This is a genomic window from Alteromonas sp. BMJM2 (genome assembly GCF_027257845.1).
Taxonomy (GTDB): Bacteria; Pseudomonadota; Gammaproteobacteria; order Enterobacterales; family Alteromonadaceae; genus Alteromonas.
Genome location: NZ_JAPVOT010000006.1, coordinates 210,571 through 231,245, shown reverse-complemented (window position 1 = coordinate 231,245; position 20,675 = coordinate 210,571). Strand labels below are relative to the sequence as shown.

Sequence of the window (20,675 nt, the reverse complement as noted above, 5' to 3'; positions counted from 1 at the left end):
AAGAGTGAACGTCAGTAATACAGCATTAGAAAACTAACAACGAACAAAATAAGAGGGGCTATGTCGCACCATAATGCAACCTACGAACAGCATATAGAAGAGTTACAAGCTAGAACACGCGAAGCATTGCAGCGTGAAGGACTAGACGGTTTAGTCATTCACTCAGGCCAAGGCAAGCGTTTATTTTTAGATGATAACCACTATCCATTTAAAGTGAACCCGCAGTTTAAAGCGTGGTTGCCGGTAATAGATAACCCTAACTGTTGGTTGGTTGTTAACGGTGAAGATAAGCCAACTCTTATCTTTTATCGCCCTGAAGATTTTTGGCACAAAGTGCCGCCAGAGCCCAACGATTTCTGGACAGACAGCTTTAACATTGTGTTGCTACAACAGGCCGATGCAGTAGAAAAGCACCTTCCTTACGATAAATCTCGTATGGCGTATATTGGCGAGTATATCGAGGTGGCGAAAGCCCTTGGCTTCGATAACGTGAATCCAGACAGGGTACTGCATTACTTGCATTATCAACGCGCCTATAAAACAGATTACGAGCTAGACTGTATGCGTGAAGCGAATAAGCTTGCCGTGGCCGGTCACCGAGCTGCAGAACAAGCGTTTCGCGAAGGTAAGAGCGAGTTTGATATCAACTTGGCGTATGCCGCTGCGTGCAGACAGGGCGACAACGACGTGCCCTACACCAGTATTGTTGCTTTAAATGAACACGCGTCTATTTTGCACTACATGCAGTGCGACAATATTGCGCCTAAAACATCGCGCTCGTTTCTTATTGACGCAGGCGCCACTTACAACGGCTACGCAGCAGATATCACCAGAACCTACAGCCAAAACTCATCTCTATTTGCAGATTTGATAAAAGCGGTAGACAACGTCACGCTAACATTAGCAGACAGCCTGAAGCCTAGTGTGGCATACACCGATATTCACTTACTGGCACACGACGGTATTGCGCAAATTCTTCACGACACGGGTGTAGTTAACCTAAAGCCTCAAGACATTGTTGAAATGGGAATAACACGTACTTTCTTCCCCCATGGTATTGGTCATTTTCTTGGTTTACAGGTACACGATGTAGGCGGGCTTGTTAATGATGATAGAGGCACACCGAAAACGGCGCCGGAAGATCATCCGTTTTTACGCTGTACTCGTGTCGTAGAGCCTCGTCAGGTATTTACTATTGAACCAGGTTTGTATTTTATTGAAAGCTTGTTGCGAGACTTAAAAGCAACGCCAGCGTCAAAATACATAAACTGGGACACGGTAGATAAGTACAAGCCATTTGGCGGTATTCGTATAGAAGACAACATTATTGTGCATCGTGATAAGAACGAAAATATGACGCGAGATCTCGATCTTAATTAAACGGCCTAGTCACAAACATTGAAAGAGAGCAGCGAATCGCTGCTCTTTTTGGTTGGCTTTCATAGATATCAACAGGTGTAACCGAGTCAATAAGCCCCTTTAACACGCACATTGGAAGCGCAAATTTATGTTCGACGCCAGCATTATTAATCTACTTATTGTTGTGACCATTGCGGGTCTAGCTATGCCAGCAGGAGCCGTACTGGCCACCTATGAGCATATTCAGCCTCAGTGGCGAGAGCAGGAGATACGCCATGGTATTTTGGCCTTAGGGGCAGGGGCTTTGATATCGGCGGTAGGGCTAGTGCTTGTGCCAAAGGGGGTAGAGAATCTCTCTCTTTTTGCAGCAATAGCGTGTTTCATCTGCGGCGCACTCGCGTTTATGTTTCTTGATATCTATTTAGCGAAAAAGAAGACCGCAGGCAGTCAGTTTGCCGCCATGCTAAGTGACTTTGTGCCTGAGTCTATTGCATTAGGTGCAACAGCGGCACTTGGTGGGTCAACCATGCTGTTAGGCGCGTTAATTGTGGTACAAAATTTACCAGAAGGGTTCAATGCTTATCGTGAAATGGTGCCGAAGAATAAAAAGCGCAGCACAAAGTTAATTTTTATTTTTGTGTTGATGGCCATGCTCGGCCCCATTTTTAGCTTAGTTGGGTACTTCTATCTAGCCCAATTTCCTGTCATCACTAGCGGCATTATGGTGTTTGCAGCCGGGGGCATTTTGTATTCGGTGTTTCAGGATATTGCACCGCAAATACGAGTGGAAAATCATTGGCTACCGCCGTTAGGAGGAATATTGGGTTTTCTGGTGGGCATTATCGGGCATATGCTAGAAGGGTAGCGACATAAGTAAAAGCGACTTAACTAATGGCTACCCTGTTATACTGAATAAGCAACCGAGTCTGCTTATAATCGCGCATGGATTATATTGACTAGCTAGTTCGCTCTACGGACATGTAAGCTAACGAAATTAATGCGTCTTTGTATTGTGAATCTGGAATAGACGCTAGGCTGTCTATTGCCATGTTAACTTCGTTTTGTGCGCACTGTCTGGTGTAGTCAAGTGCGCCCGTCGCTTCCATAATCCCTTGAATTCGAGTTAAGTGAGCTAAGCCATTACTTTGCTCGATGGCGTCTCTAATCAGCGTTCTATCGTCCTCGTTTCGGGCATGCCACATGGCGTATAGCAAGGGCAGTGTGGGTTTGCCTTCGGCTAGGTCATCACCTGCGTTTTTACCCATCTCTTCACTGTCTGCCATGTAATCAAGCAAATCGTCGGCTAATTGAAACGCTGTGCCTAAATGCTTACCGTATTCTTGCATTGCGTGCTCAATGGCCTCGCTTTGATCTGTTAATACTGCCGCAAGTTGTGTGGCAGCTTCGAACAAGCGGGCTGTTTTACCATAGATAACGTCAAAATAACGGGCTTCCGTTGTATTGGCGTCGTTACAGTTCATTAGCTGCAACACCTCGCCTTCGGCAATCTGGTTTGTCGCTTCAGACAATATCTGCATAACTCGCATGCGCTTAAGGCTTACCATCATTTGAAATGAGCGGGTATATAAAAAATCGCCAACCAAAACAGATGCTTGGTTACCAAAAACTGCGTTCGCTGTTTCTCGACCTCTGCGCATAGTCGATTCATCAACCACATCATCATGAAGTAAGGTGGCGGTATGAATAAACTCAACAATAGCAGCCAGCGTATGATGATCGTTATTATCAATACCCATTGCTTTCGCGCTAAGTACCGTAAGAAGAGGACGTAAGCGTTTGCCACCGCTGTTAACAATGTAAAAGCCAAGTTGATTGATAAGTGCAACGTCAGAGTCCACTTGCTCTTGAATCAGTGTGTTGACTGCTTGCATATCGTCACTAGACAGTGCGCGAATTTGGTCTATATCCATAGGCATGGCAATAAATACTTACTCTTACGATTGGTGCTGTATTGAAGGCGATTGTACCCTAATACCATATACTATCCACCCAATTGTCCCAAAAAATCACAGTTTAACGTATTTGAAATATAAAGAGTAAAATGCGTCTCAGGGTTAAAACCATGACTTTGACTATGAACAAACAATTCGCACCGTTTATTCATGAAGGATCAATACCCTATATAATTTCTTACCATTCCCTTGTGACACTTTTAAGGCAAGCATCCACGATAGGTTTTCTACTGTAATGTCAGATATTGCTAAATTTAGCGGCTTTATCCGTTTTTCTTGTCAAAATACGTATTTTTCCTATTTTTTACCTGGTGAGTGAGCGTATTTCCCACCAAATTACTACTTTTGTCTAGGGTAAGCAGAATAAATAAATCAGATTTTGCATCGAGTAGTGAACTCCTGTATTTCAAAACAACGGTTTTCGATTTACATAACCGTGCACCGGCGCGATCTCTTGTGATCGATGTTGGGATCCGATAGTGAAAGAAAGCATCCCATTAGTGGGATCGTACTGATAAAAGCTAGCCAATTAAAATGATCGCAAGGCCCGACTCGACGCAAATTTGTAGAAAAACACGCTTAAAAAACATCGTCATCTCATTTTTTTTCATTTTTTATCCATATTTATGTGATTGAAAGCTGCATCAAATGGGCAATTGAGGCATAATCCAACTCATGTTGGAAAAATAATCATTTTTTCTACGAATCGGGCTTGTGATTTACAGATGTTTCACGTAGAATTTGCGCCCTGTTTTTTGAATTGAAGCGTCAGTGGACGCAGAGCGGAGTTAACTATGTACGCGGTTTTCCAAAGTGGCGGTAAACAACACCGTGTGGCCGAAGGCCAAACCGTTCGTCTTGAAAAAATCGAAGTAGCCCCAGGCGAAACGGTTGAATTCGACAAAGTTTTAATGGTAAGCAACGGTGACGACGTAAAAATCGGCACACCAAACGTTGCTGGTGGTAAGGTGACTGCAGAGGTGGTAACACACGGTCGTGGCGATAAAGTAACTATCGTTAAGTTCCGTCGTCGTAAGCACTCTCGTAAGCAAGCTGGTCACCGTCAGTGGTTCACGGAAGTGAAAATCACTGGTATCAACGCATAAGAGGAGCACGAACACATGGCACACAAAAAAGCTGGTGGTAGCACCAAAAACGGTCGTGATTCAGAGAGTAAACGCCTAGGTGTTAAGCGCTTTGGTGGTGAATCTGTTCTTGCTGGTAACATCATTGTTCGTCAACGTGGTACTCGTTTCCACGCTGGTGACAACATGGGTATCGGTAAAGACCACACGTTGTTTGCACTTAAAGACGGTAAAGTTCAGTTCGATGTTAAAGGACCGAAGAACCGTAAGTTTGTAAGCATCATCGGCGAGTAAGCATTACGCTAACTAGCCAAGAAAGCTTTCAAAAACCCCGCGTTTGCGGGGTTTTTTGTTTTATGAGACGTTATATTGATGCAGCAACGTCGCCTATGTACATATAGCGCTATTTGCATTGAATGTTTAAACGTCATTTGTTTTTATATCCTTGAGTTTGCTACTACGCGAAAGTGCGTATTGTGGTGTAAACTAAAGGTTCTTAGTGTTAAGCAACAACCCAAGGCAACATTGCCCGGAGTGATAAATGAAATTTGTAGATGAAGCTGAAATTCGTGTTGAAGCCGGAGATGGCGGAAACGGCGTAATTGGCTTTAGAAGGGAAAAATACGTACCTAAAGGCGGCCCAGATGGTGGCGACGGTGGTGACGGCGGCAGCGTATTCTTAGTTGCTGATGAAAACCTAAATACATTGATCGACTATCGTTTCGAGCGATTTCATCGTGCTGAACGGGGTAAGAACGGTCAAGGCTCCGATTGTATCGGTAGAAAAGGCCAAGATTTAAATGTGAGCGTTCCAGTAGGAACCCGCGCTACCGATGTAGACACCGGCGAAGTCCTTGGCGATCTTACTCGTCACGGTCAGCAGCTAAAGGTGGCTCAGGGCGGTTTTCACGGTCTTGGTAACGCGCGCTTTAAAAGTAGTACCAACCGCGCACCGCGCCAAAAGACAAACGGTACGCCGGGCGAAATTCGTAACCTAAAGCTTGAGCTAATGCTGCTTGCAGATGTCGGCTTGCTAGGTATGCCAAACGCAGGTAAATCCACCTTTATTCGCTCAGTGTCTGCGGCTAAACCAAAAGTAGCCGATTACCCGTTTACTACCTTGGTGCCTAACCTTGGTGTGGTTCGTCAAGACGCTCAGCGTAGCTTCGTTGTTGCGGACATTCCCGGTCTAATAGAGGGCGCTGCAGAAGGCGCTGGTTTAGGTATTCAGTTCCTAAAGCACTTAGAACGCTGCCGTATTTTATTGCATGTAGTAGATATATTCCCGGTTGATGAAACCGACCCTGCAGAAAATGCCCGAGCCATTGTGCAAGAACTTGAGAAATACAGTCCAAAATTAGCAGAGAAGCCGCGCTGGCTTGTGTTTAATAAGGTCGACTTGTTACTCGAGGAAGAAGCTGCTGAAATTTGTCAGAAGGTGGTAGACTCGCTTGAATGGGATGGTCCGGTGTATCAAATATCAGCATTCCAAAAGCTCAATCTCGACCCGCTGTGTCGCGATGTAATGAACTTTATTGAAACTCTTCCTACTGAAATTGAGGAAGAAGGCGACAAAAAAGACATTGAATTTAAGTGGGATACGTATCATCGTAATACCCTTGAAGCCCATGATGATTTGGTCGATGACTTAGACGACGATGAAGACTGGGACGAAGACGACTACGATGTAGATGTGGAATACCGTCGCTAATACGAAGGTCAATACGCCCTTATAGTTGAAAGCGCAAAAGCACGATGATTGTCGTGCTTTTTTGTATATATCATTTAGTAACCGTATGCTTGTAGTGAGATATTGATGAAAATAGCAATGATAGCCGCCATGGCAGAAAACCGTATTATTGGCGCTGATAACGACATGCCGTGGCATTTGCCTGCAGATTTAAAGCATTTTAAGTCGGTAACCTTGGGTAAGGCGGTCATCATGGGCAGAAAAACCTTTGAGTCTATAGGGCGGGCGTTACCTGGCAGACCGAATATTGTAATGACCAGCAACAAAGAATATACGCTGGCAGACGCCACAGTAGTGCACACCCAAGCTGAAGCCTTAGAAGCTGCAAAAGCGCAGTCTGCCGATAATATCGATGAGGTCATGGTTATCGGCGGCGGAACTATTTATGATGCATTTTTACCTGCAGCCACAACGCTGTATTTAACCTTTATCGATTTACAGGTAAATGGAGATACTCAGTTCCCTGATTTTCACGCTAGCGGAAGTTGGATAGAAACACAAAGAGAGTCACACAAGAGCGATGAAAAGAATAAGCACGCTTATACTTTTGTTACCTTTCAGCGTGACATTAAGTAGGTTGTCATTGGCGGGCAAATTCGGAGTGATTTCGCTGCTATAAAAAAATGCCGAGTTCATTTCAAAATGAGCTCGGCATTTTACTATCATCTTATTTTACGTGCTAACTCCCAATTGAGTACTAGCTTGTGTTTATTTCATTTGATCAAATAAGCTCTCAAGAGACAGCCCTTGATGGCTAAGCATGTCACGCAATCTACGCAATGCTTCTACTTGTATCTGACGTACACGCTCTCGTGTAAGCCCTATTTCGGCACCAACATCCTCCAATGTCGAGGGCTCGTAGCCTAATAGGCCAAAGCGTCGTGCAAGTACTTCTCGTTGCTTCGGATTTAGTTCTTCAAGCCAAGTAACAATGTTGCCCTTAATATCGTTATCCTGAAGTGTCTCTTCAGGGCTGAACTCTTTTTCATCAGCAATGATATCAAGAAGCGCTTTATCACTTTCACCGCCAATGGGGGTGTCTACCGATGTAATTCGCTCGTTCAAACGCAGCATTTTAGTCACGTCTTCAACAGGCTTGTCTAGTGCCAGCGCTATTTCTTCAGCGGTTGGCTCATGGTCAAGTTTCTGCGAGAGTTCTCTTGATGCCCGTAGATAAACATTTAACTCTTTAACAACATGGATGGGGAGGCGAATAGTTCGCGTCTGATTCATGATAGCGCGTTCGATAGTTTGTCTTATCCACCACGTAGCGTACGTAGAGAATCGAAACCCTCGTTCCGGATCAAATTTTTCGACAGCGCGGATTAGGCCTAAATTACCTTCTTCAATAAGATCGAGAAGGGCGAGACCGCGATTGTTATATCTTCGTGCAATTTTCACCACTAGGCGTAAATTGCTAACAATCATTCGTTTGCGAGAGGCTTCACAGCCTTTGAGTGAACGGCGGGCAAAGTATACTTCTTCTTCTGCAGTAAGCAGTGGCGAGAAGCCTATTTCACCTAAGTACAGTTGTGTTGCGTCTAAATTTTTCGGTTGCTCGTTTTTGTTAAAAACGGTGTCATTACTTTCAGCATCAGTATCACTCGATACTGTTTCATCTTCATTAACTTCTTCTGGTACTTCAATGACGTTTAAGTCATCTTGAGACTTTGATTCTAAGGCTTTATTTGACTTACCCATGGTGAATCTCCTGCTTAAAGGTTACCTTATGACGTTTCTCCTTTGTCTTTTATTATTATTATTTATTTTTGTTATTTTATAGTTTTGGCAGATATCTCAATGGGTTTAAAGATTTCCCGCGATACCTAACTTCAAAATGAAGTTTTACCGAATCAGTGCCGCTACTACCCATTGTGGCTATCTTTTGACCCGCATAAACCCATTCACGCTCTTTAACTAAAATGGTTTCGTTGTATGCGTATGCACTTAAGAATGTGTCGGTATGTTTTATAATGATTAACTTACCGTAACCCCTAAGTGCATTACCTGAGTAAACGACTTTACCGCTTGCAGCTGCTACGATTTTGCTACCTCGTACACCTGCAACATCAATTCCTTTGTTTCCCGATTCCGCCTTGCTGAAAGTACCGACAAGCTTACCTTCTGCAGGCCAAATCCATTTTTCCACTTTGTCTGGAAATGACGTTGGCGCTGTTTTTTTGACAATGCCCGTCGACTTCTTGACGTTCGTGTTTTTTTGTGCTTTAACATCCTGTTCACCTTCAACATACGCCTGAGATTTCGACTGGTCAATCACTCTTTTGGTTACAGTGGGGGAGGTCGGATCTGTAGACCGAGTGGTCGTGACATTTGATCGCTTAGTAAGTGCGGGTTTGCTGACAGGCGCTGTTAGTCGTAATGTTTGGCCGGGGAATATGGTGTAAGGTTTTGAAATGTTGTTAAATTTTGCAATATCTTGATAGTCATTTCCAGTAAACCAGGCTACGGCAAAGAGGGTGTCTCCTGGCCGCACTTTATACGTGCTAGCGGTATATTCTTCACTACCGCTTTCTACCTGACTATTTAGCAATACTACGGGGGCAGGAGCAGATCTTCCCGCGCACCCAATCATTAATGTTAAAAGCGTGTAAATGAGCAAGTGGCGGAAAAAAATGTTTTTCATTTTATCGCAAAATTAAATACGCAATAACGGCTAGCACAACCACTGCCCAGCCAAGTACTTCAACATACTGCCTGAGCTTTTGTTCCATTGGGGCGCCTCCCCATCGCATCAGCCCTGCAACTAAGAAAAAGCGTGCGCCTCGTCCAACGGCAGAAGCAATAACGAACGGCAAAAACGCCATCTGCAGGAAGCCTGCGCTCACGGTGAAGATTTTATAGGGGATAGGTGAAAAGCCAGCTAAGAACACTATCCATACACCGTAGGTTTCAAACCATCCCGTGGCGGTGTCTATTTTGTGTGTATAACCCCATTTTTCGATAAGCGGCGCCAACCAAGCTTCAAAGGCAAAGTATCCCAGCCAGTAACCCGCTATTCCGCCAATAATTGAAGCGATGGTGGTAATAAGGGCAAATCGCCACGCTTTATGAGGTTGCGACATTGCCATGGGCGCAAGCATAACGTCGGGAGGTATAGGAAAGAAGACAGATTCAGAAAAACTTAGGCCACCGAGGTATTTTGATGCGTGCTTGTGTTTAGCCCACCGCAAGGCCATGTCGTAGCATGGCTCAAAAATTTTCACATTAGATCTCCTGCAACCAAGGGTACAAATCGGACAGATTCTATTGTGGTGGTTTGCAGTTCACCATCAACGCGGTCGATACAAAGAAGCGATTGCTGTTCGTTTCCAACAGGTATAATTAGCCTGCCGCCCTCTTTGAGTTGGTCGCATAAAGATTGGGGGAGGCTAGCGGCAGCCGCAGTAACAATAATGGCATCGTACAACCCCTTAGATTCCCAACCTTTCCAGCCGTCGCCATGTTTCATAGCGATGTTGTGTAGGTCGAGTTGGTTCATGCGACGCTTGGCATGAAATTGCAAAGATTTAATGCGCTCCACACTAAACACGTGACTAAAAAGCTGTGCCAAAATCGCGGTTTGATAGCCTGAACCAGTGCCAATTTCTAAAACCCGCTCTGGCTTGTTAGGGCTTTCTAACAGAAGTTCGGTCATTTTCGCTACAATGTAAGGCTGCGAAATGGTTTGCCCCTGACCGATGGGAAGGGCCGTGTTTTGATATGCTTTATGTTGCAATGCGTCTGGAAGAAACGCTTCCCTCGGCGTGCCAGCAATAGCATTTAACACAGCTTGTGAACGTATTCCTTCGTTATAAAGCAGCTGTGCTAATGCGTCTCCTTTTCTAGAAGCTCTCATGATGTTGCGTACTTTCCTATATTGTTAATTTTCGCCACGCGAGTGATGATGCATCACATAATGGTCGCATCGCGACAGGGACAAACGCTTATTTTATACTCGGTTAATAGGAGATAGCGTTTCTACACATTCACGCAAAACCGATGTTGCAAAACACCCGCTAGGCAAACCGAATGAAATAGTAAACGAATCGCCTTTACTCTGCCATGTTAAGTCTGAAGGCCAAATTTTGATGGCACGTCTTTCTTGTTCAAACCCACATTCGCTTAGAAAACCGGTTACTTCTGGGTGAGCTGCCGCTACGGTATTTTCAATATTTGCTGCATCCTCTTCAGTGGCAAGTTTGCCTTTACCCCATAATGGGGCTGAGGGACATACATCCTTTGCAACATAACGAGATTGGCTTTTTTCTTTATCGTCACGGTTGATAAAAAAACTATTCGAGCCTGATAAAACAAGCGCGTCACCAGCAAGGGCAGTATCAAACATATTATGCTCTAGTCGCTGAGAAAGCACTTCATTAAATAGCCAGCTGCGAAGTGCAGACAACGCCATAGAGCGCTTGTTTCTATGACGTATGGTTTCGCCGTTAATCATGCGTTCGGCCATCACCAAGTTGCCGCCGCGCTGTACTTCACCCATGTCGTTTAAGCGCATGACGCCAAAACGCTGCTCACCGTAATAGTTGGGGACGCCATGTGTTGCAATTTCTTCGAGACGCTCTGTAATGGCTTCAGGGTGCACCACTTGTCTAAGAGTAATAGTAAAGTGATTGCCCTTTAATTGGCCCGTACGCAGCTTCTTATTGTGCCGAGACTGCTTTATCACTCTTACCCCTTCCAGATCCCAATTGCTAAAATCAAAATCTTCTACACCCGGTGCGTGTATGCCAAACCACTGCTGCGTGACGGCGTATTTGTCTTTGCGCCCCGCGTAGCTTATTTGTCTCAGCGGTAGCTCGACAAACTTGGCCAGTTGCTCAGCAACAAAAGCAGTGTTCATGTTAGTCTTTTCGATAAAAATGAACTGATGTTCGCCCTCACCACATGGCTCGTAGCCTAAGTCTTCAACGACTTGAAAATCATCTGCCTGAAACTTAAAAATGCCGGTGGAGACGGGTTTGGCAAAATAATACTGCCAGTGTTCGGTATCTAATGGTTTCATGCTTTTTTTAATAACACCACTGCGTGTGATGCAATCCCTTCTTTTCTGCCTGTATATCCAAGCTTTTCTGTGGTGGTGGCTTTAACGTTAATATCATCAATATCAACATTACAGTCTTCTGCAATCCGTGCACGCATTTCATCAATGTGTGGCGCCATCTTTGGCGTTTGCGCAACAATGGTCATGTCGGCATTAGACACCAAATAGCCTTTATCTCGCGCTACACTAACAACGTGTCTCAGCAGCACTCTGCTGTCTGCGCCAGCATAGTCATCATCGGTATCTGGAAAGTGCTTTCCAATATCGCCAAGTGCCGCAGCGCCCAATATGGCATCGCACAGCGCGTGGAGTAATACGTCTCCGTCGGAATGTGCAACTAGCCCCTGAGTGTGCTCTATACTAACGCCACCAATGGTGATGGGGCCTTCGCCACCAAATTTGTGTACGTCAAATCCGTGTCCTATTCGCATGCAAAAGGTGCCTTTAATTTTTGATGTAGATAGAATTCTGCTAATGGTAGGTCAGCCGGGTGCGTTATCTTAATATTTGCCGGGCTGCCATTGACCATACCCACTTTGTATCCCGCATACTCCATGGCCGAAGCTTCGTCTGTAATCTCAACGCCGTCGGATAAACCTTTTTTCAATGCGTTAAGCAGAAGGGGTGCTGGAAATAACTGTGGTGTTAAAGCATGCCACAAATTGGCTCTGCTTTCAGTGTGAGACACCACGCTTAGTGAAGAGTTAGCAGGGGTAGTGGAGCATTCCTGATTTGAAACTGCTCTTTTCATTGTATCTCGCACCGGCGTAGCAAGTATGCCGCCAGTCACGGTGCTGTCGTTTATCACATTAAGCAGCGCAGAAATATCGTCTTGTGACACACAAGGGCGTGCTGCATCGTGAACAAGTGCCCACTCATCACCGTGTAATGCTTTAATGCCGTTTAGCACGCTGTCAGCCCGTTCCTTGCCGCCTTGTACAACGCTTATTCGATCATCGCTGGTTAGTTTAAGGGTGGTAAAGTAGTCGTCATCAGCGCTAACAGCAATGACGACTCTGTGGATGTCGCTGTGAGCTAATAATGCATCAATGGTGTGTTCCAATATGGTTTTTCCCGCGATGGTAAGATACTGCTTTGGGCGGTCGGCTTGCATTCTGCTGCCAACGCCCGCAGCGGGAATAACCGCGATAACACGGGGCTTTGTCATTCTATTCATTTCGCATCTGCAGGCAGAATTCGGTAAAAAGTTTCTCCCTGCTTAATTAGACCAAGCTCATTTCTGGCACGCTCTTCTATCGCTTCTAAGCCAATTTTTAAATCGTTTATGTCTGCGTTTAACAGGGCGTTGCGTTGAGAGAGGTTGGCATTTTGAAGGGACTGTGTTTTCACTTCCGCCTTGCGGCTGTAATAATCGGGAATACTGTTTTTACCGAACCAAAGTCGGTACTGCAGAAGTCCAAAAAATAATAACAGCACGATGGGAAGCCATTTACCTTTTAACACACGTTCACCTGACAGTTAATTGAGCGCAAGAAAACGCAGGTCTTCGCCTGCGTTTTCTTATTATGCCGCTTAGCAGCGTCGAGTCAAAGACGCTTTACTCATCTTGCCCAAATTTGCCTTTTAATTTATCAAATAATTTGTTTTTTTGCTGCTCAACAACGTTGTTCAACTTAGACTTAAGAAGTTCTTCTATCGCTGCGCTATCACCTTGAGCAGCGCTAATCATACTGTTTACATCGCCTAGTTCGCCGCTTATCAGCGACTGTTCATTGCCTATCATGGCGTTGAGCTTTTGATTTAACTCATCCAACTTATCTTGCTGTGACGCGGTAAGCTCAGATAGGGCCATGTTAGCGAGTTGATTGTCTAAGTCAGATTTAATTTTAAAGTCTGGATTTGACAATGTGCCCTCAAGAAACATGTCCATATTAAGACTAGACAGCGATTGCAGAGCCTTGGCGATAACCTTTGTGGTGTCGCTCTCGCCAGTTGCTTGCATAACAAGTTGTTGCAAATCAACGGTTCCTGAACCAGTCAGCTTGTTATCTGTTATTTGCATAGAGCCTGCGGTCTTCATTAATGCTGAAGTCAACACTGCAGAAAGCGACTCATTGCCAGACAGCGGTATGTTGGCCATATTTACGCCGGCAAGAGACCACTGTTGGCTCGCGTCTACACCCTCACCATCAATGTAGAATTCACCGCTTGAGGTAAAAGATTTCAATAACTCACCAGCGGCCTCAATAGTAAAGGTGGTTGGGTTACCAAACACATCGTGTACGTTGGTAATGTTATTCCACTTACTCGTAATAGACTCTTCTTGCCACAGTACCGATACATTTGCTTCTTTTACTAATATGGATGGAATATCCGCAGGCGCTTCACTTTTTTCTTCGCCTTGAATTAGGGGCATAACAATTTGCATGGCAGCCATTAAATACTCAGTGTATTCCGCGGCCTTATCACCAAATACAAAGTAGGTAACTTGAGATAAGGCTTCTTGGTCGCCTGCAATCACCCCTTTCAGTAAGGCATAATCTTCTTGCGGTGCATTTTTTAGTGCGCTGGCAGTTTCGCTAAGTACGCTTTTCGCTTTCGAGGCTTTTTCGGTAAAGTCGGAAATAAGAGCCCGATCTGCCTGCATTTCTTCCTTCAATTTATCAAAGGCTGATTTAGCTTGAACAAGGGCCTGAGGGTCTTTGAAGTCGGTTTCTTGAAGTTGAGCAATTTGAGTTTTGTAGTAGTCAATCCGCGATTTGTCAGGCAACGACGCATAATCAGACTTTAATGCCTCACCGTAGGTGTCGTAAGCGGCCCGAGCATTTTCCACAGCTGCAGCTGTTTTTAAGGGGTTGCGCTCAAGAAGTTCATCTACCGACGGCACTGCATCTTGTGCTTTTGCTTTCATTTCATCAAATGACAGAGAGCGCTCAGGAACGCGATAGACTTCACCAGGTGAAGTACGTTCAGTGTCAAATTGAACATTGAGTAAATTGAGGTTGTTAACAATGACTTGGTCGCTTAGCAAAGGGGCTAGCTCAACATCGGCATTGGCGTCGCCTACGAATACTTGATTGCGAGTGGGTTTGGTTGGATTGGTAAGGGCGATACCTTTAAGGGAAACAGTGGTTGGAAATAGCGAATGATCGAAGCTGTCGATATTCACTTCGGCACCATAGGATTCACCAAGCTTTGATTCCAATACAGCTTTTATAATGGTGTTGGCGAACAAAAAGTACACCGCAAAAATAACCACAAAAAAACCAGCTACCCATTTTAATACTGATTTGCCCTTGCTACTGCTACTCATTTTCCACTCCTTGATAACACTACGCTGACTAAGAAAAAGCCTCGTTTAGCCAGTGTAAAGCACTACCCAAAACAGTTCCATATATAAGTGCGTATATCAACTGTGCGATTTAGGTAGGCTTTATGTTATCGAAAAGCAAAAATTACAGTTTAAATCGATTGGCTATTTCCATGATTGCCAAGCAGCTAGCACGCAAAGATTGACTCGATGCGGCTAATTCATCGGCAGTGCGCAGGCTACTATCGGCCGCGCCCGATAACGCATTGATTCTCATATTGGCTTCGTTAGCCGCTTCGGCTTGTTGCTCTGTGGCACGAGCAATCTCACTACTCATATCAGCTATATCTGTCATCAATCGGTCTGCTTCTTGTAAACTTTGATTGGCTTGTGTGGCTCGTTCAACGGTTTTTGATGAAGCTGACTGGCTAACAGTCACGGCGTTTACTGCACTTTTCGCATGTTGCTGCAGTTTCTCAATCATGGTTTGAATTTCATCAGTACTTTGCCCTGTTCTGCTCGCGAGCGTACGAACTTCATCGGCCACAACCGCAAAGCCTCTGCCTTGCTCTCCGGCTCTCGCCGCTTCAATCGCAGCGTTTAGTGCCAATAAGTTGGTTTGATCTGCTATGCCTCTAATCACGTCAAGCACCGCACCAATGTTCTCGGTTTGGGCTGCAAGTTCAGTCACTACACTAGACACGCTCTCAATATCTGCTGTGAGTGAGCGAATATCATCAACGGTACTCTCCACCACCGAGGCGCCGTGCTGCACATTGCTTCTTGCGCTACTCGTGCTTTTTTCAGCGGAGTCTGTGTTAGAGCTTACATCGTTAATTTGGGTGGTCATTTCTTCCATTGCAGCAGCCACTTGCATCATATTTTCGTTTTGCGTTTGAGCTTGTTGATTACTGCTATCACTGGAGTTTTGCACGAGCTCCGCTTGCTCATTAAGCAGTGCAATATTGTCGCGAATTCCAATTAGCGACTGGCGCATTTTATCGGTGTACTGATTAAAATAACGAGCAAGGCGAGTGACTTCGTCTTGACCACTCTCAGGCAGCATGCGGGTTAAATCTCCCTCGCCTTGAGAGATGTCTTTCATACGCTCGGTAATTTCCTGTACTGGTTTGGCAATGCTACCGCCTATGATGTACACCAAGGCCACCACCAAAATCACGCTCACAATACAAAACACGATCATGAGGTTTCGCATATGGGCGTATTCTTCATTTAAGTGTGTAAGGTAAATGCCCGACCCAATCGTCCAGCCCCAAGGCCTAAATTCTTTAACGTAGGATATTTTTTCAGTGGGCGCATCCTCACCAGGAAGAGGCCAAACGTAATCGACAAAACCATCGCCTTGTGCTTTCACACTGTTAGCCATATCAACAAAAAATGATTTGCCGTTAACGTCTTTAAACGTGCGAAGATCTCGTCCGTCCAATTGAGGCTTTAACGGGTGCATTACCATGGTGGGCGTAGCGTCTTGGATCCAGAAGTAATTGCCTTTGTCATACCTTAGCCCCTTCACAGCGGCAAGGGCTTTTTCTTTGGCTACCGTCTCATCGGCTTCCATCGCGGCAAAGGTGTTAAGCATAGTATGCACAACCTCAACCAAGTGCTTATTCTCACCGTAGGATTTTTGTTTTAGTGCATCGTAATGCTTCGTTAAAATAACGCTCGTTAGAACGATGAATAAAAGTGTAATCAGGGCAACGATCATTCCAAGACGCTGAAATAAACTAAAGTTTCTTAACCACATAATGCCTATACCATTTTTAAACTATTCTTTTGTGTTTGCTATCGCATTGTTCACGGCGTCCCGTCTGCCCCTTTGAATTCGCTCACTAGAGTTGTAGGGCTTATTCACGATTAAAGTGCTGTCATTTACCCTAAAAATATAAAAGCAAAAATCAATATGCTCTAGCCCTTGTAAGCAAGTGTAGTCGCTTTTTTTGAGACTATTAATATTTGTAATTAAATTGACAGTGAAACGTTAATAGTGGGTCTTGTTGAGCTAAGGCGTAGAGTGGGAAATACGCTGCGATAGTTTGTATAAACGTTAGCGTAAACAGTGCGTTGTAACGCTTTTTTGTGTGCTATCATCCGCCGAAATTGGTGGCCATCGTGATCTTCATCACCCAGTGTGAAGTTTAAACACCATATAGGCTTAAAAGTGAAGCATCGACTTCACTTGTTTTCTCGCGTTTTCCATGTAACCGTAGGTCATATTTTACGGCGGAAACGCTTTTCTTATTACAGCTATTTCTACGAAAGGGTTGCAATGCTCATAAACGATACACTTCATACAACTTCGCCACTACGCCAGCGTATCAGAGACTACTACCGCATCAGCGAGTCGGTAGCGGTCGACCAAATTCTACCTATCGCAGAGGTTAATCCTCGCGCGAGAAGTAGGGCGTGGGAACGAGCAAGAAAAATGGTGCTACAAATCCGCCGCGAACAGCAGGGGCACGGAGGTGTAGATGCACTGTTAAACGAATATTCGCTCTCCACCTCAGAAGGTGTGGTGTTGATGTGTTTGGCCGAGGCGCTGCTGCGCGTGCCAGACAGAGATACGCAAGATGAGCTTATTCGCGACAAATTGTCTAAAGGACAGTGGACACCCCATTTAGGGAATTCAGATTCTCTCTTTGTTAACGCGTCTGCATGGGGATTATTGTTCACAGGTAATATGGTGAATTACGCAGATAAGCGTAAGACCGAACAGTTCGGCTTATTGAAGAAAACGCTAGGCCGTTTAGGCGAGCCGGTAATTCGTCGCGCAATGAACATTGCGATGCGCGTAATGGGTCGTCAGTTTGTAATGGGCGAAACCATCGAAGATGCAGTAGAAAGAGCGAAAGAAAAAGAAACGAAAGGCTATGTATATTCATACGACATGCTTGGCGAAGCAGCCCGCACAATGGGCGATTCAGACGGCTATTACGACGCGTATGTCAAGGCAATAAAAGTCATCGGAAAAGCCGCAAAGGGCAGGGGCCCTAAACGTTCACCTGGCATTTCAGTTAAGTTATCTGCTATTCACCCTCGCTTTGAATTTTCTCACCGCGAACGTGCAATGGAAGAAATTCCTCCGCGTTTGAAAGCATTGTGTTTAATGGCAAAAGAGCACGACATTGGCCTTACTGTAGATGCCGAAGAAGCAGACCGCCTCGAACTGTCTTTGGATATCATTGAAACTGTCTTCCGCGATGAAGATTTAAACGGCTGGACAGGGTTTGGTTTGGCCGTACAGGCTTATCAAAAACGCGCAATTCACGTGATTGAGCATTTGCGAGAGCTTACCCTTGAAGTGGGCCGTCCATTAATGGTGCGCTTAGTAAAAGGCGCGTACTGGGACACAGAAATTAAAATGACACAGCAGGCGGGCTTAGAAGAGTTCCCTGTGTTTACACGTAAGTCATCAACAGACGTGTCTTATCATGCCTGTGCCAACCGCCTACTAGAGTATCGCGAAACCTTGTACCCTCAGTTTGCAACGCACAACGCCTACACTGCGTCTGTGATTATAGAACTGGCAGGGGACGACAAAGAAGGGTTTGAATTCCAGTGTCTTCATGGCATGGGTGATACCTTGTACGACCAAGTTGTGAAAGAAGATAAAATACAGTGTCGTGTTTATGCCCCCGTTGGTGAGCATGAAGACTTGTTGGCATACCTCGTGCGCAGACTTCTAGAAAACGGCGCTAATTCATCCTTTGTAAATGCCATTGTCGACGATGAAAAACCGGTGGAAACGCTGTTAGAAGACCCGGTTGAAAAAACACAGCGATTAAAAGTGCGCTACAACAAACTCATCAAAACGCCTCGTGGTCTATACGCCCCAGAGCGCGACAACTCGCGTGGTTTGGATTTAACAGATACCAACGCCGTCACCGCACTTAAGCATGAGTTAGAGCGCTGGAAAGATTATTACAAAGTAACTGACGGTGTGCCTGAGGGCGCCACAGCGGTAGTAAGTCCAGCAGATAAAAACGATATTGTGGGCTATCACTATTACGCTAAGCCTGACGACATGGTTAAAGCCCTTGATGCCACCACCGCTGGGTTTGATGCATGGTCGAAAAAAGACGTTAGCGAACGTGCAGAAATATTGGATAGAACTGCCGATGCCCTAGAGCGTCATATGGCGGAGCTCATCGCTATTTGTATGCGCGAAGCGGGCAAGGTTGCCCAAGACAGTATTGATGAAGTACGGGAAGCAGTAGATTTTTGCCGCTACTACGCAGTAAGAGGCAGAGAGCTTGCTGAAGATCAGCGTTTAGTGCCTCGCGGTGTTGTGCTGTGTATTAGCCCGTGGAACTTCCCTCTGGCCATCTTCTTAGGCCAGGTTGCTGCTGCATTGGTAACCGGTAACACGGTGATTGCTAAGCCGGCCGAGCAAACCAGTATGGTTGCTCAGCGTGCTGTCGATATTATGCATTCTGTAGGACTTCCTGAAGATGCTCTTAAACTTATCATTTCACCTGGAAAAGAAGTGGGCGATACCCTGCTTCCTGATGAGCGAGTGAAAGCGGTAATGTTTACCGGGTCTACTCAAACCGGTACGTTAATTTCGCAAATGCTCGCCGAACGTGGTGGTGAGCAGGTGCCGCTGATTGCCGAAACCGGCGGTCAAAACTGTATGATTGTGGATTCAACTGCATTGCCAGAGCAAGTGGTTGACGATGTGATTCATTCAGGCTTCCAAAGTGCAGGCCAGCGCTGTTCAGCACTTCGCGTACTCTTTGTACAAGAAGATATTGCTGATGAACTAACTGAAATGTTGGTAGGCGCAATGAAAGAGCTTACCGTAGGCGAGCCTTCTCAGTTATCTACCGATGTTGGACCCGTCATTGACGAGAAAGCGCTGAAAAGCCTTACTGACCATGCATCGTTTATGGAAGGCAAAGCTAAAATACTGTATCGCAATGACATTCCAGCAGGCCTTGAGAACGGAACGTATTTCGCGCCAACGCTTTACGAAATTGACAATATCGATGTGCTCGAAAAAGAAGTATTCGGGCCTGTGGTGCATATGGTGCGCTTCAAGTCTAAAAACTTAGATAACGTACTAGAGCAAGTCAACGGCACTGGCTATGGACTCACTATGGGTATTCATTCGCGTATTGAAGAGCGTGCCCATGAACTCGCTGCGAAGAGCCGTGCGGGTAATGTCTATATTAACCGCAATATGATTGGCGCCATTGTTGGCGTGCAGCCTTTCGGTGGGCGCGGTCTGTCAGGTACGGGGCCAAAAGCAGGTGGACCTAACTACTTGCCGCGCTTATTGATGGAGCGAGCAACACCTAAACCATCACACATCGACGATGTAGACGGTACCGATGAGGCACTTGTGGGCGATGAGCAAATTGCAGAACGTGCTCACGTGATGATGGACAAAGCGAAAGCGGTTGAAATTCAGTGGCGACATACTGCACTAAACGACCGTATTTCTATGGTTCGCCAGCTGTTAGCCAAAATTGCTAAAGTAGATATTGTTGATGACTTAGCTGACGATTTGAACAGAACGTTAGCAACAGCACGTCAGCAGTTAACCAGTATTGAACGCAAGTTAGCTAAGCCGCAGGAGTTACCGGGGCCAACAGGTGAGTCCAACAGGCTGTATCTTGAGCCACGAGGAATTCTTGTCTGTTTCGCCGATAAAGAAGTGACATTTGAGTACTGGTTATTGTCTATCGTAACGGCATTATCAACGGGTAACCCTGTTGTGTCTGTGGTGTCAAAAATCTTCTATGAAGAAGCGGTAGAGATTCAGAATAAGTTTGAAGCAACGGGTGCTCCTAAAGGGCTTTTCCAAGTAGCGCGTCTTGCACACTTAGACACGCTACTGATGGACGAAGACTTATCGGGCGTGGTTGTTGACTCAAGCACAGAGCGCACAGCGCGTATCACCGCAATGCTTTCTTCACGAGAGGGCGCAATACTACCGGTGATCAGTGCAGAGTATAACGATAACCTTATCCAGCGCTTAGTAACGGAAAAAGCCGTGAGTATTGATACTACAGCATCAGGCGGTAATACGTCGTTAATGACCATGGTAGAAGATGACGAGTAGTCATTAATTTACAGCACGCTATGTGAACATAGTGAAGAGACAAAAAAGCCAGCGTAAGCTGGCTTTTTTATGTCAAAAACAGTGATATTTAAT

18 protein-coding genes are annotated in these 20,675 nt (G+C 45.4%); 7 read left to right on the top strand and 11 right to left on the bottom strand.

Going from position 1 to position 20,675, the window contains the following annotated elements:
• Positions 1–60: 60 nt before the first annotated feature.
• Positions 61–1,380, top strand: coding sequence for a Xaa-Pro dipeptidase (gene pepQ / locus O9X84_RS09150; RefSeq protein ID WP_269519402.1), 1,320 nt, complete (start codon positions 61–63; stop codon positions 1,378–1,380).
• 127 nt (positions 1,381–1,507) lie between these two features.
• The gene (locus O9X84_RS09145; protein WP_269519401.1) at positions 1,508–2,224 is read left to right on the top strand and encodes a ZIP family metal transporter; all 717 of its coding nucleotides are present in this window, start codon (positions 1,508–1,510) and stop codon (positions 2,222–2,224) included.
• Positions 2,225–2,315: 91 nt separating this feature from the next.
• Here O9X84_RS09145 and ispB read toward each other — a convergent pair whose 3' ends face one another.
• Positions 2,316–3,290 (bottom strand): octaprenyl diphosphate synthase, encoded by a 975-nt coding sequence (gene ispB, locus O9X84_RS09140; RefSeq protein WP_269519420.1) that lies wholly within the window; start codon positions 3,288–3,290, stop codon positions 2,316–2,318.
• A gap of 836 nt (positions 3,291–4,126) precedes the next feature.
• Between ispB and rplU the strand changes: the two genes are divergently transcribed.
• The 4 genes from rplU (at position 4,127) to folA (ending at position 6,743) form a co-directional block, all read left to right on the top strand.
• The gene (gene rplU, locus O9X84_RS09135; protein ID WP_032095642.1) at positions 4,127–4,438 is read left to right on the top strand and encodes a 50S ribosomal protein L21; all 312 of its coding nucleotides are present in this window, start codon (positions 4,127–4,129) and stop codon (positions 4,436–4,438) included.
• Between the two features lie 15 nt (positions 4,439–4,453).
• Positions 4,454–4,711: a 50S ribosomal protein L27 gene (rpmA, locus tag O9X84_RS09130; protein ID WP_032095643.1), complete on the top strand. Its 258-nt coding sequence runs from the start codon at positions 4,454–4,456 to the stop codon at positions 4,709–4,711.
• A 247-nt stretch (positions 4,712–4,958) separates the two neighbouring features.
• Complete coding sequence (gene cgtA, locus O9X84_RS09125; RefSeq protein ID WP_269519400.1) at positions 4,959–6,128, top strand: Obg family GTPase CgtA; 1,170 nt, start codon at positions 4,959–4,961, stop codon at positions 6,126–6,128.
• Between the two features lie 105 nt (positions 6,129–6,233).
• The gene (folA, locus tag O9X84_RS09120) at positions 6,234–6,743 is read left to right on the top strand and encodes a type 3 dihydrofolate reductase (protein ID WP_269519399.1); all 510 of its coding nucleotides are present in this window, start codon (positions 6,234–6,236) and stop codon (positions 6,741–6,743) included.
• A 132-nt stretch (positions 6,744–6,875) separates the two neighbouring features.
• Here the strand turns inward: folA and rpoS are convergent, their stop codons facing one another.
• From rpoS to O9X84_RS09070, 10 genes are all read right to left on the bottom strand, one after another.
• A complete protein-coding gene (rpoS, locus tag O9X84_RS09115; protein ID WP_269519398.1) occupies positions 6,876–7,868 on the bottom strand; it encodes an RNA polymerase sigma factor RpoS in 993 nt (330 codons plus the stop codon).
• Positions 7,869–7,944: 76 nt separating this feature from the next.
• Entirely contained in the window at positions 7,945–8,811 is an 867-nt protein-coding gene (locus O9X84_RS09110; protein WP_269519397.1) for a peptidoglycan DD-metalloendopeptidase family protein, read from the bottom strand.
• A gap of 1 nt (position 8,812) precedes the next feature.
• Positions 8,813–9,391, bottom strand: coding sequence for a YqaA family protein (locus tag O9X84_RS09105; protein WP_269519396.1), 579 nt, complete (start codon positions 9,389–9,391; stop codon positions 8,813–8,815).
• Complete coding sequence (locus O9X84_RS09100; protein ID WP_269519394.1) at positions 9,388–10,023, bottom strand: protein-L-isoaspartate(D-aspartate) O-methyltransferase; 636 nt, start codon at positions 10,021–10,023, stop codon at positions 9,388–9,390. The genes O9X84_RS09105 and O9X84_RS09100 overlap by 4 nt, the downstream gene beginning before the upstream one ends.
• 93 nt (positions 10,024–10,116) lie before the next feature.
• On the bottom strand, positions 10,117–11,187 hold the full coding sequence (gene truD / locus O9X84_RS09095) for a tRNA pseudouridine(13) synthase TruD (RefSeq protein ID WP_269519392.1): 1,071 nt from the start codon (positions 11,185–11,187) through the stop codon (positions 10,117–10,119).
• On the bottom strand, positions 11,184–11,657 hold the full coding sequence (ispF, locus tag O9X84_RS09090; RefSeq protein ID WP_163107546.1) for a 2-C-methyl-D-erythritol 2,4-cyclodiphosphate synthase: 474 nt from the start codon (positions 11,655–11,657) through the stop codon (positions 11,184–11,186). The genes truD and ispF overlap by 4 nt, the downstream gene beginning before the upstream one ends.
• On the bottom strand, positions 11,648–12,394 hold the full coding sequence (gene ispD, locus O9X84_RS09085; RefSeq protein ID WP_269519419.1) for a 2-C-methyl-D-erythritol 4-phosphate cytidylyltransferase: 747 nt from the start codon (positions 12,392–12,394) through the stop codon (positions 11,648–11,650). Before ispD ends, ispF begins: the two co-directional genes overlap by 10 nt.
• Before the next feature lie 5 nt (positions 12,395–12,399).
• The gene (gene ftsB, locus O9X84_RS09080) at positions 12,400–12,690 is read right to left on the bottom strand and encodes a cell division protein FtsB (protein WP_269519390.1); all 291 of its coding nucleotides are present in this window, start codon (positions 12,688–12,690) and stop codon (positions 12,400–12,402) included.
• A 94-nt stretch (positions 12,691–12,784) separates the two neighbouring features.
• Positions 12,785–14,500 (bottom strand): TIGR03545 family protein, encoded by a 1,716-nt coding sequence (locus O9X84_RS09075; RefSeq protein ID WP_269519389.1) that lies wholly within the window; start codon positions 14,498–14,500, stop codon positions 12,785–12,787.
• A 142-nt stretch (positions 14,501–14,642) separates the two neighbouring features.
• Positions 14,643–16,262 carry a methyl-accepting chemotaxis protein gene (locus O9X84_RS09070; RefSeq protein ID WP_269519388.1) on the bottom strand — a complete coding sequence of 540 codons (1,620 nt, stop codon included), beginning with the start codon at positions 16,260–16,262 and terminating at the stop codon, positions 14,643–14,645.
• Between the two features lie 522 nt (positions 16,263–16,784).
• Between O9X84_RS09070 and putA the strand changes: the two genes are divergently transcribed.
• The gene (putA, locus tag O9X84_RS09065; RefSeq protein ID WP_269519387.1) at positions 16,785–20,582 is read left to right on the top strand and encodes a bifunctional proline dehydrogenase/L-glutamate gamma-semialdehyde dehydrogenase PutA; all 3,798 of its coding nucleotides are present in this window, start codon (positions 16,785–16,787) and stop codon (positions 20,580–20,582) included.
• The last annotated feature ends 93 nt before the right edge of the window (positions 20,583–20,675 follow it).

What these genes read in the sequence shown, in the direction of transcription:
- pepQ (WP_269519402.1), top strand. Translation starts at nt 61, where the DNA reads ATGTCGCACCATAATGCAACCTACGAACAGCATATAGAAGAGTTACAA.
- O9X84_RS09145 (WP_269519401.1), top strand. Translation starts at nt 1,508, where the DNA reads ATGTTCGACGCCAGCATTATTAATCTACTTATTGTTGTGACCATTGCG.
- ispB (WP_269519420.1), bottom strand. Translation starts at nt 3,290, where the DNA reads ATGGATATAGACCAAATTCGCGCACTGTCTAGTGACGATATGCAAGCA.
- rplU (WP_032095642.1), top strand. Translation starts at nt 4,127, where the DNA reads ATGTACGCGGTTTTCCAAAGTGGCGGTAAACAACACCGTGTGGCCGAA.
- rpmA (WP_032095643.1), top strand. Translation starts at nt 4,454, where the DNA reads ATGGCACACAAAAAAGCTGGTGGTAGCACCAAAAACGGTCGTGATTCA.
- cgtA (WP_269519400.1), top strand. Translation starts at nt 4,959, where the DNA reads ATGAAATTTGTAGATGAAGCTGAAATTCGTGTTGAAGCCGGAGATGGC.
- folA (WP_269519399.1), top strand. Translation starts at nt 6,234, where the DNA reads ATGAAAATAGCAATGATAGCCGCCATGGCAGAAAACCGTATTATTGGC.
- rpoS (WP_269519398.1), bottom strand. Translation starts at nt 7,868, where the DNA reads ATGGGTAAGTCAAATAAAGCCTTAGAATCAAAGTCTCAAGATGACTTA.
- O9X84_RS09110 (WP_269519397.1), bottom strand. Translation starts at nt 8,811, where the DNA reads ATGAAAAACATTTTTTTCCGCCACTTGCTCATTTACACGCTTTTAACA.
- O9X84_RS09100 (WP_269519394.1), bottom strand. Translation starts at nt 10,023, where the DNA reads ATGAGAGCTTCTAGAAAAGGAGACGCATTAGCACAGCTGCTTTATAAC.
- truD (WP_269519392.1), bottom strand. Translation starts at nt 11,187, where the DNA reads ATGAAACCATTAGATACCGAACACTGGCAGTATTATTTTGCCAAACCC.
- ispF (WP_163107546.1), bottom strand. Translation starts at nt 11,657, where the DNA reads ATGCGAATAGGACACGGATTTGACGTACACAAATTTGGTGGCGAAGGC.
- ispD (WP_269519419.1), bottom strand. Translation starts at nt 12,394, where the DNA reads ATGACAAAGCCCCGTGTTATCGCGGTTATTCCCGCTGCGGGCGTTGGC.
- O9X84_RS09075 (WP_269519389.1), bottom strand. Translation starts at nt 14,500, where the DNA reads ATGAGTAGCAGTAGCAAGGGCAAATCAGTATTAAAATGGGTAGCTGGT.
- O9X84_RS09070 (WP_269519388.1), bottom strand. Translation starts at nt 16,262, where the DNA reads ATGTGGTTAAGAAACTTTAGTTTATTTCAGCGTCTTGGAATGATCGTT.
- putA (WP_269519387.1), top strand. Translation starts at nt 16,785, where the DNA reads ATGCTCATAAACGATACACTTCATACAACTTCGCCACTACGCCAGCGT.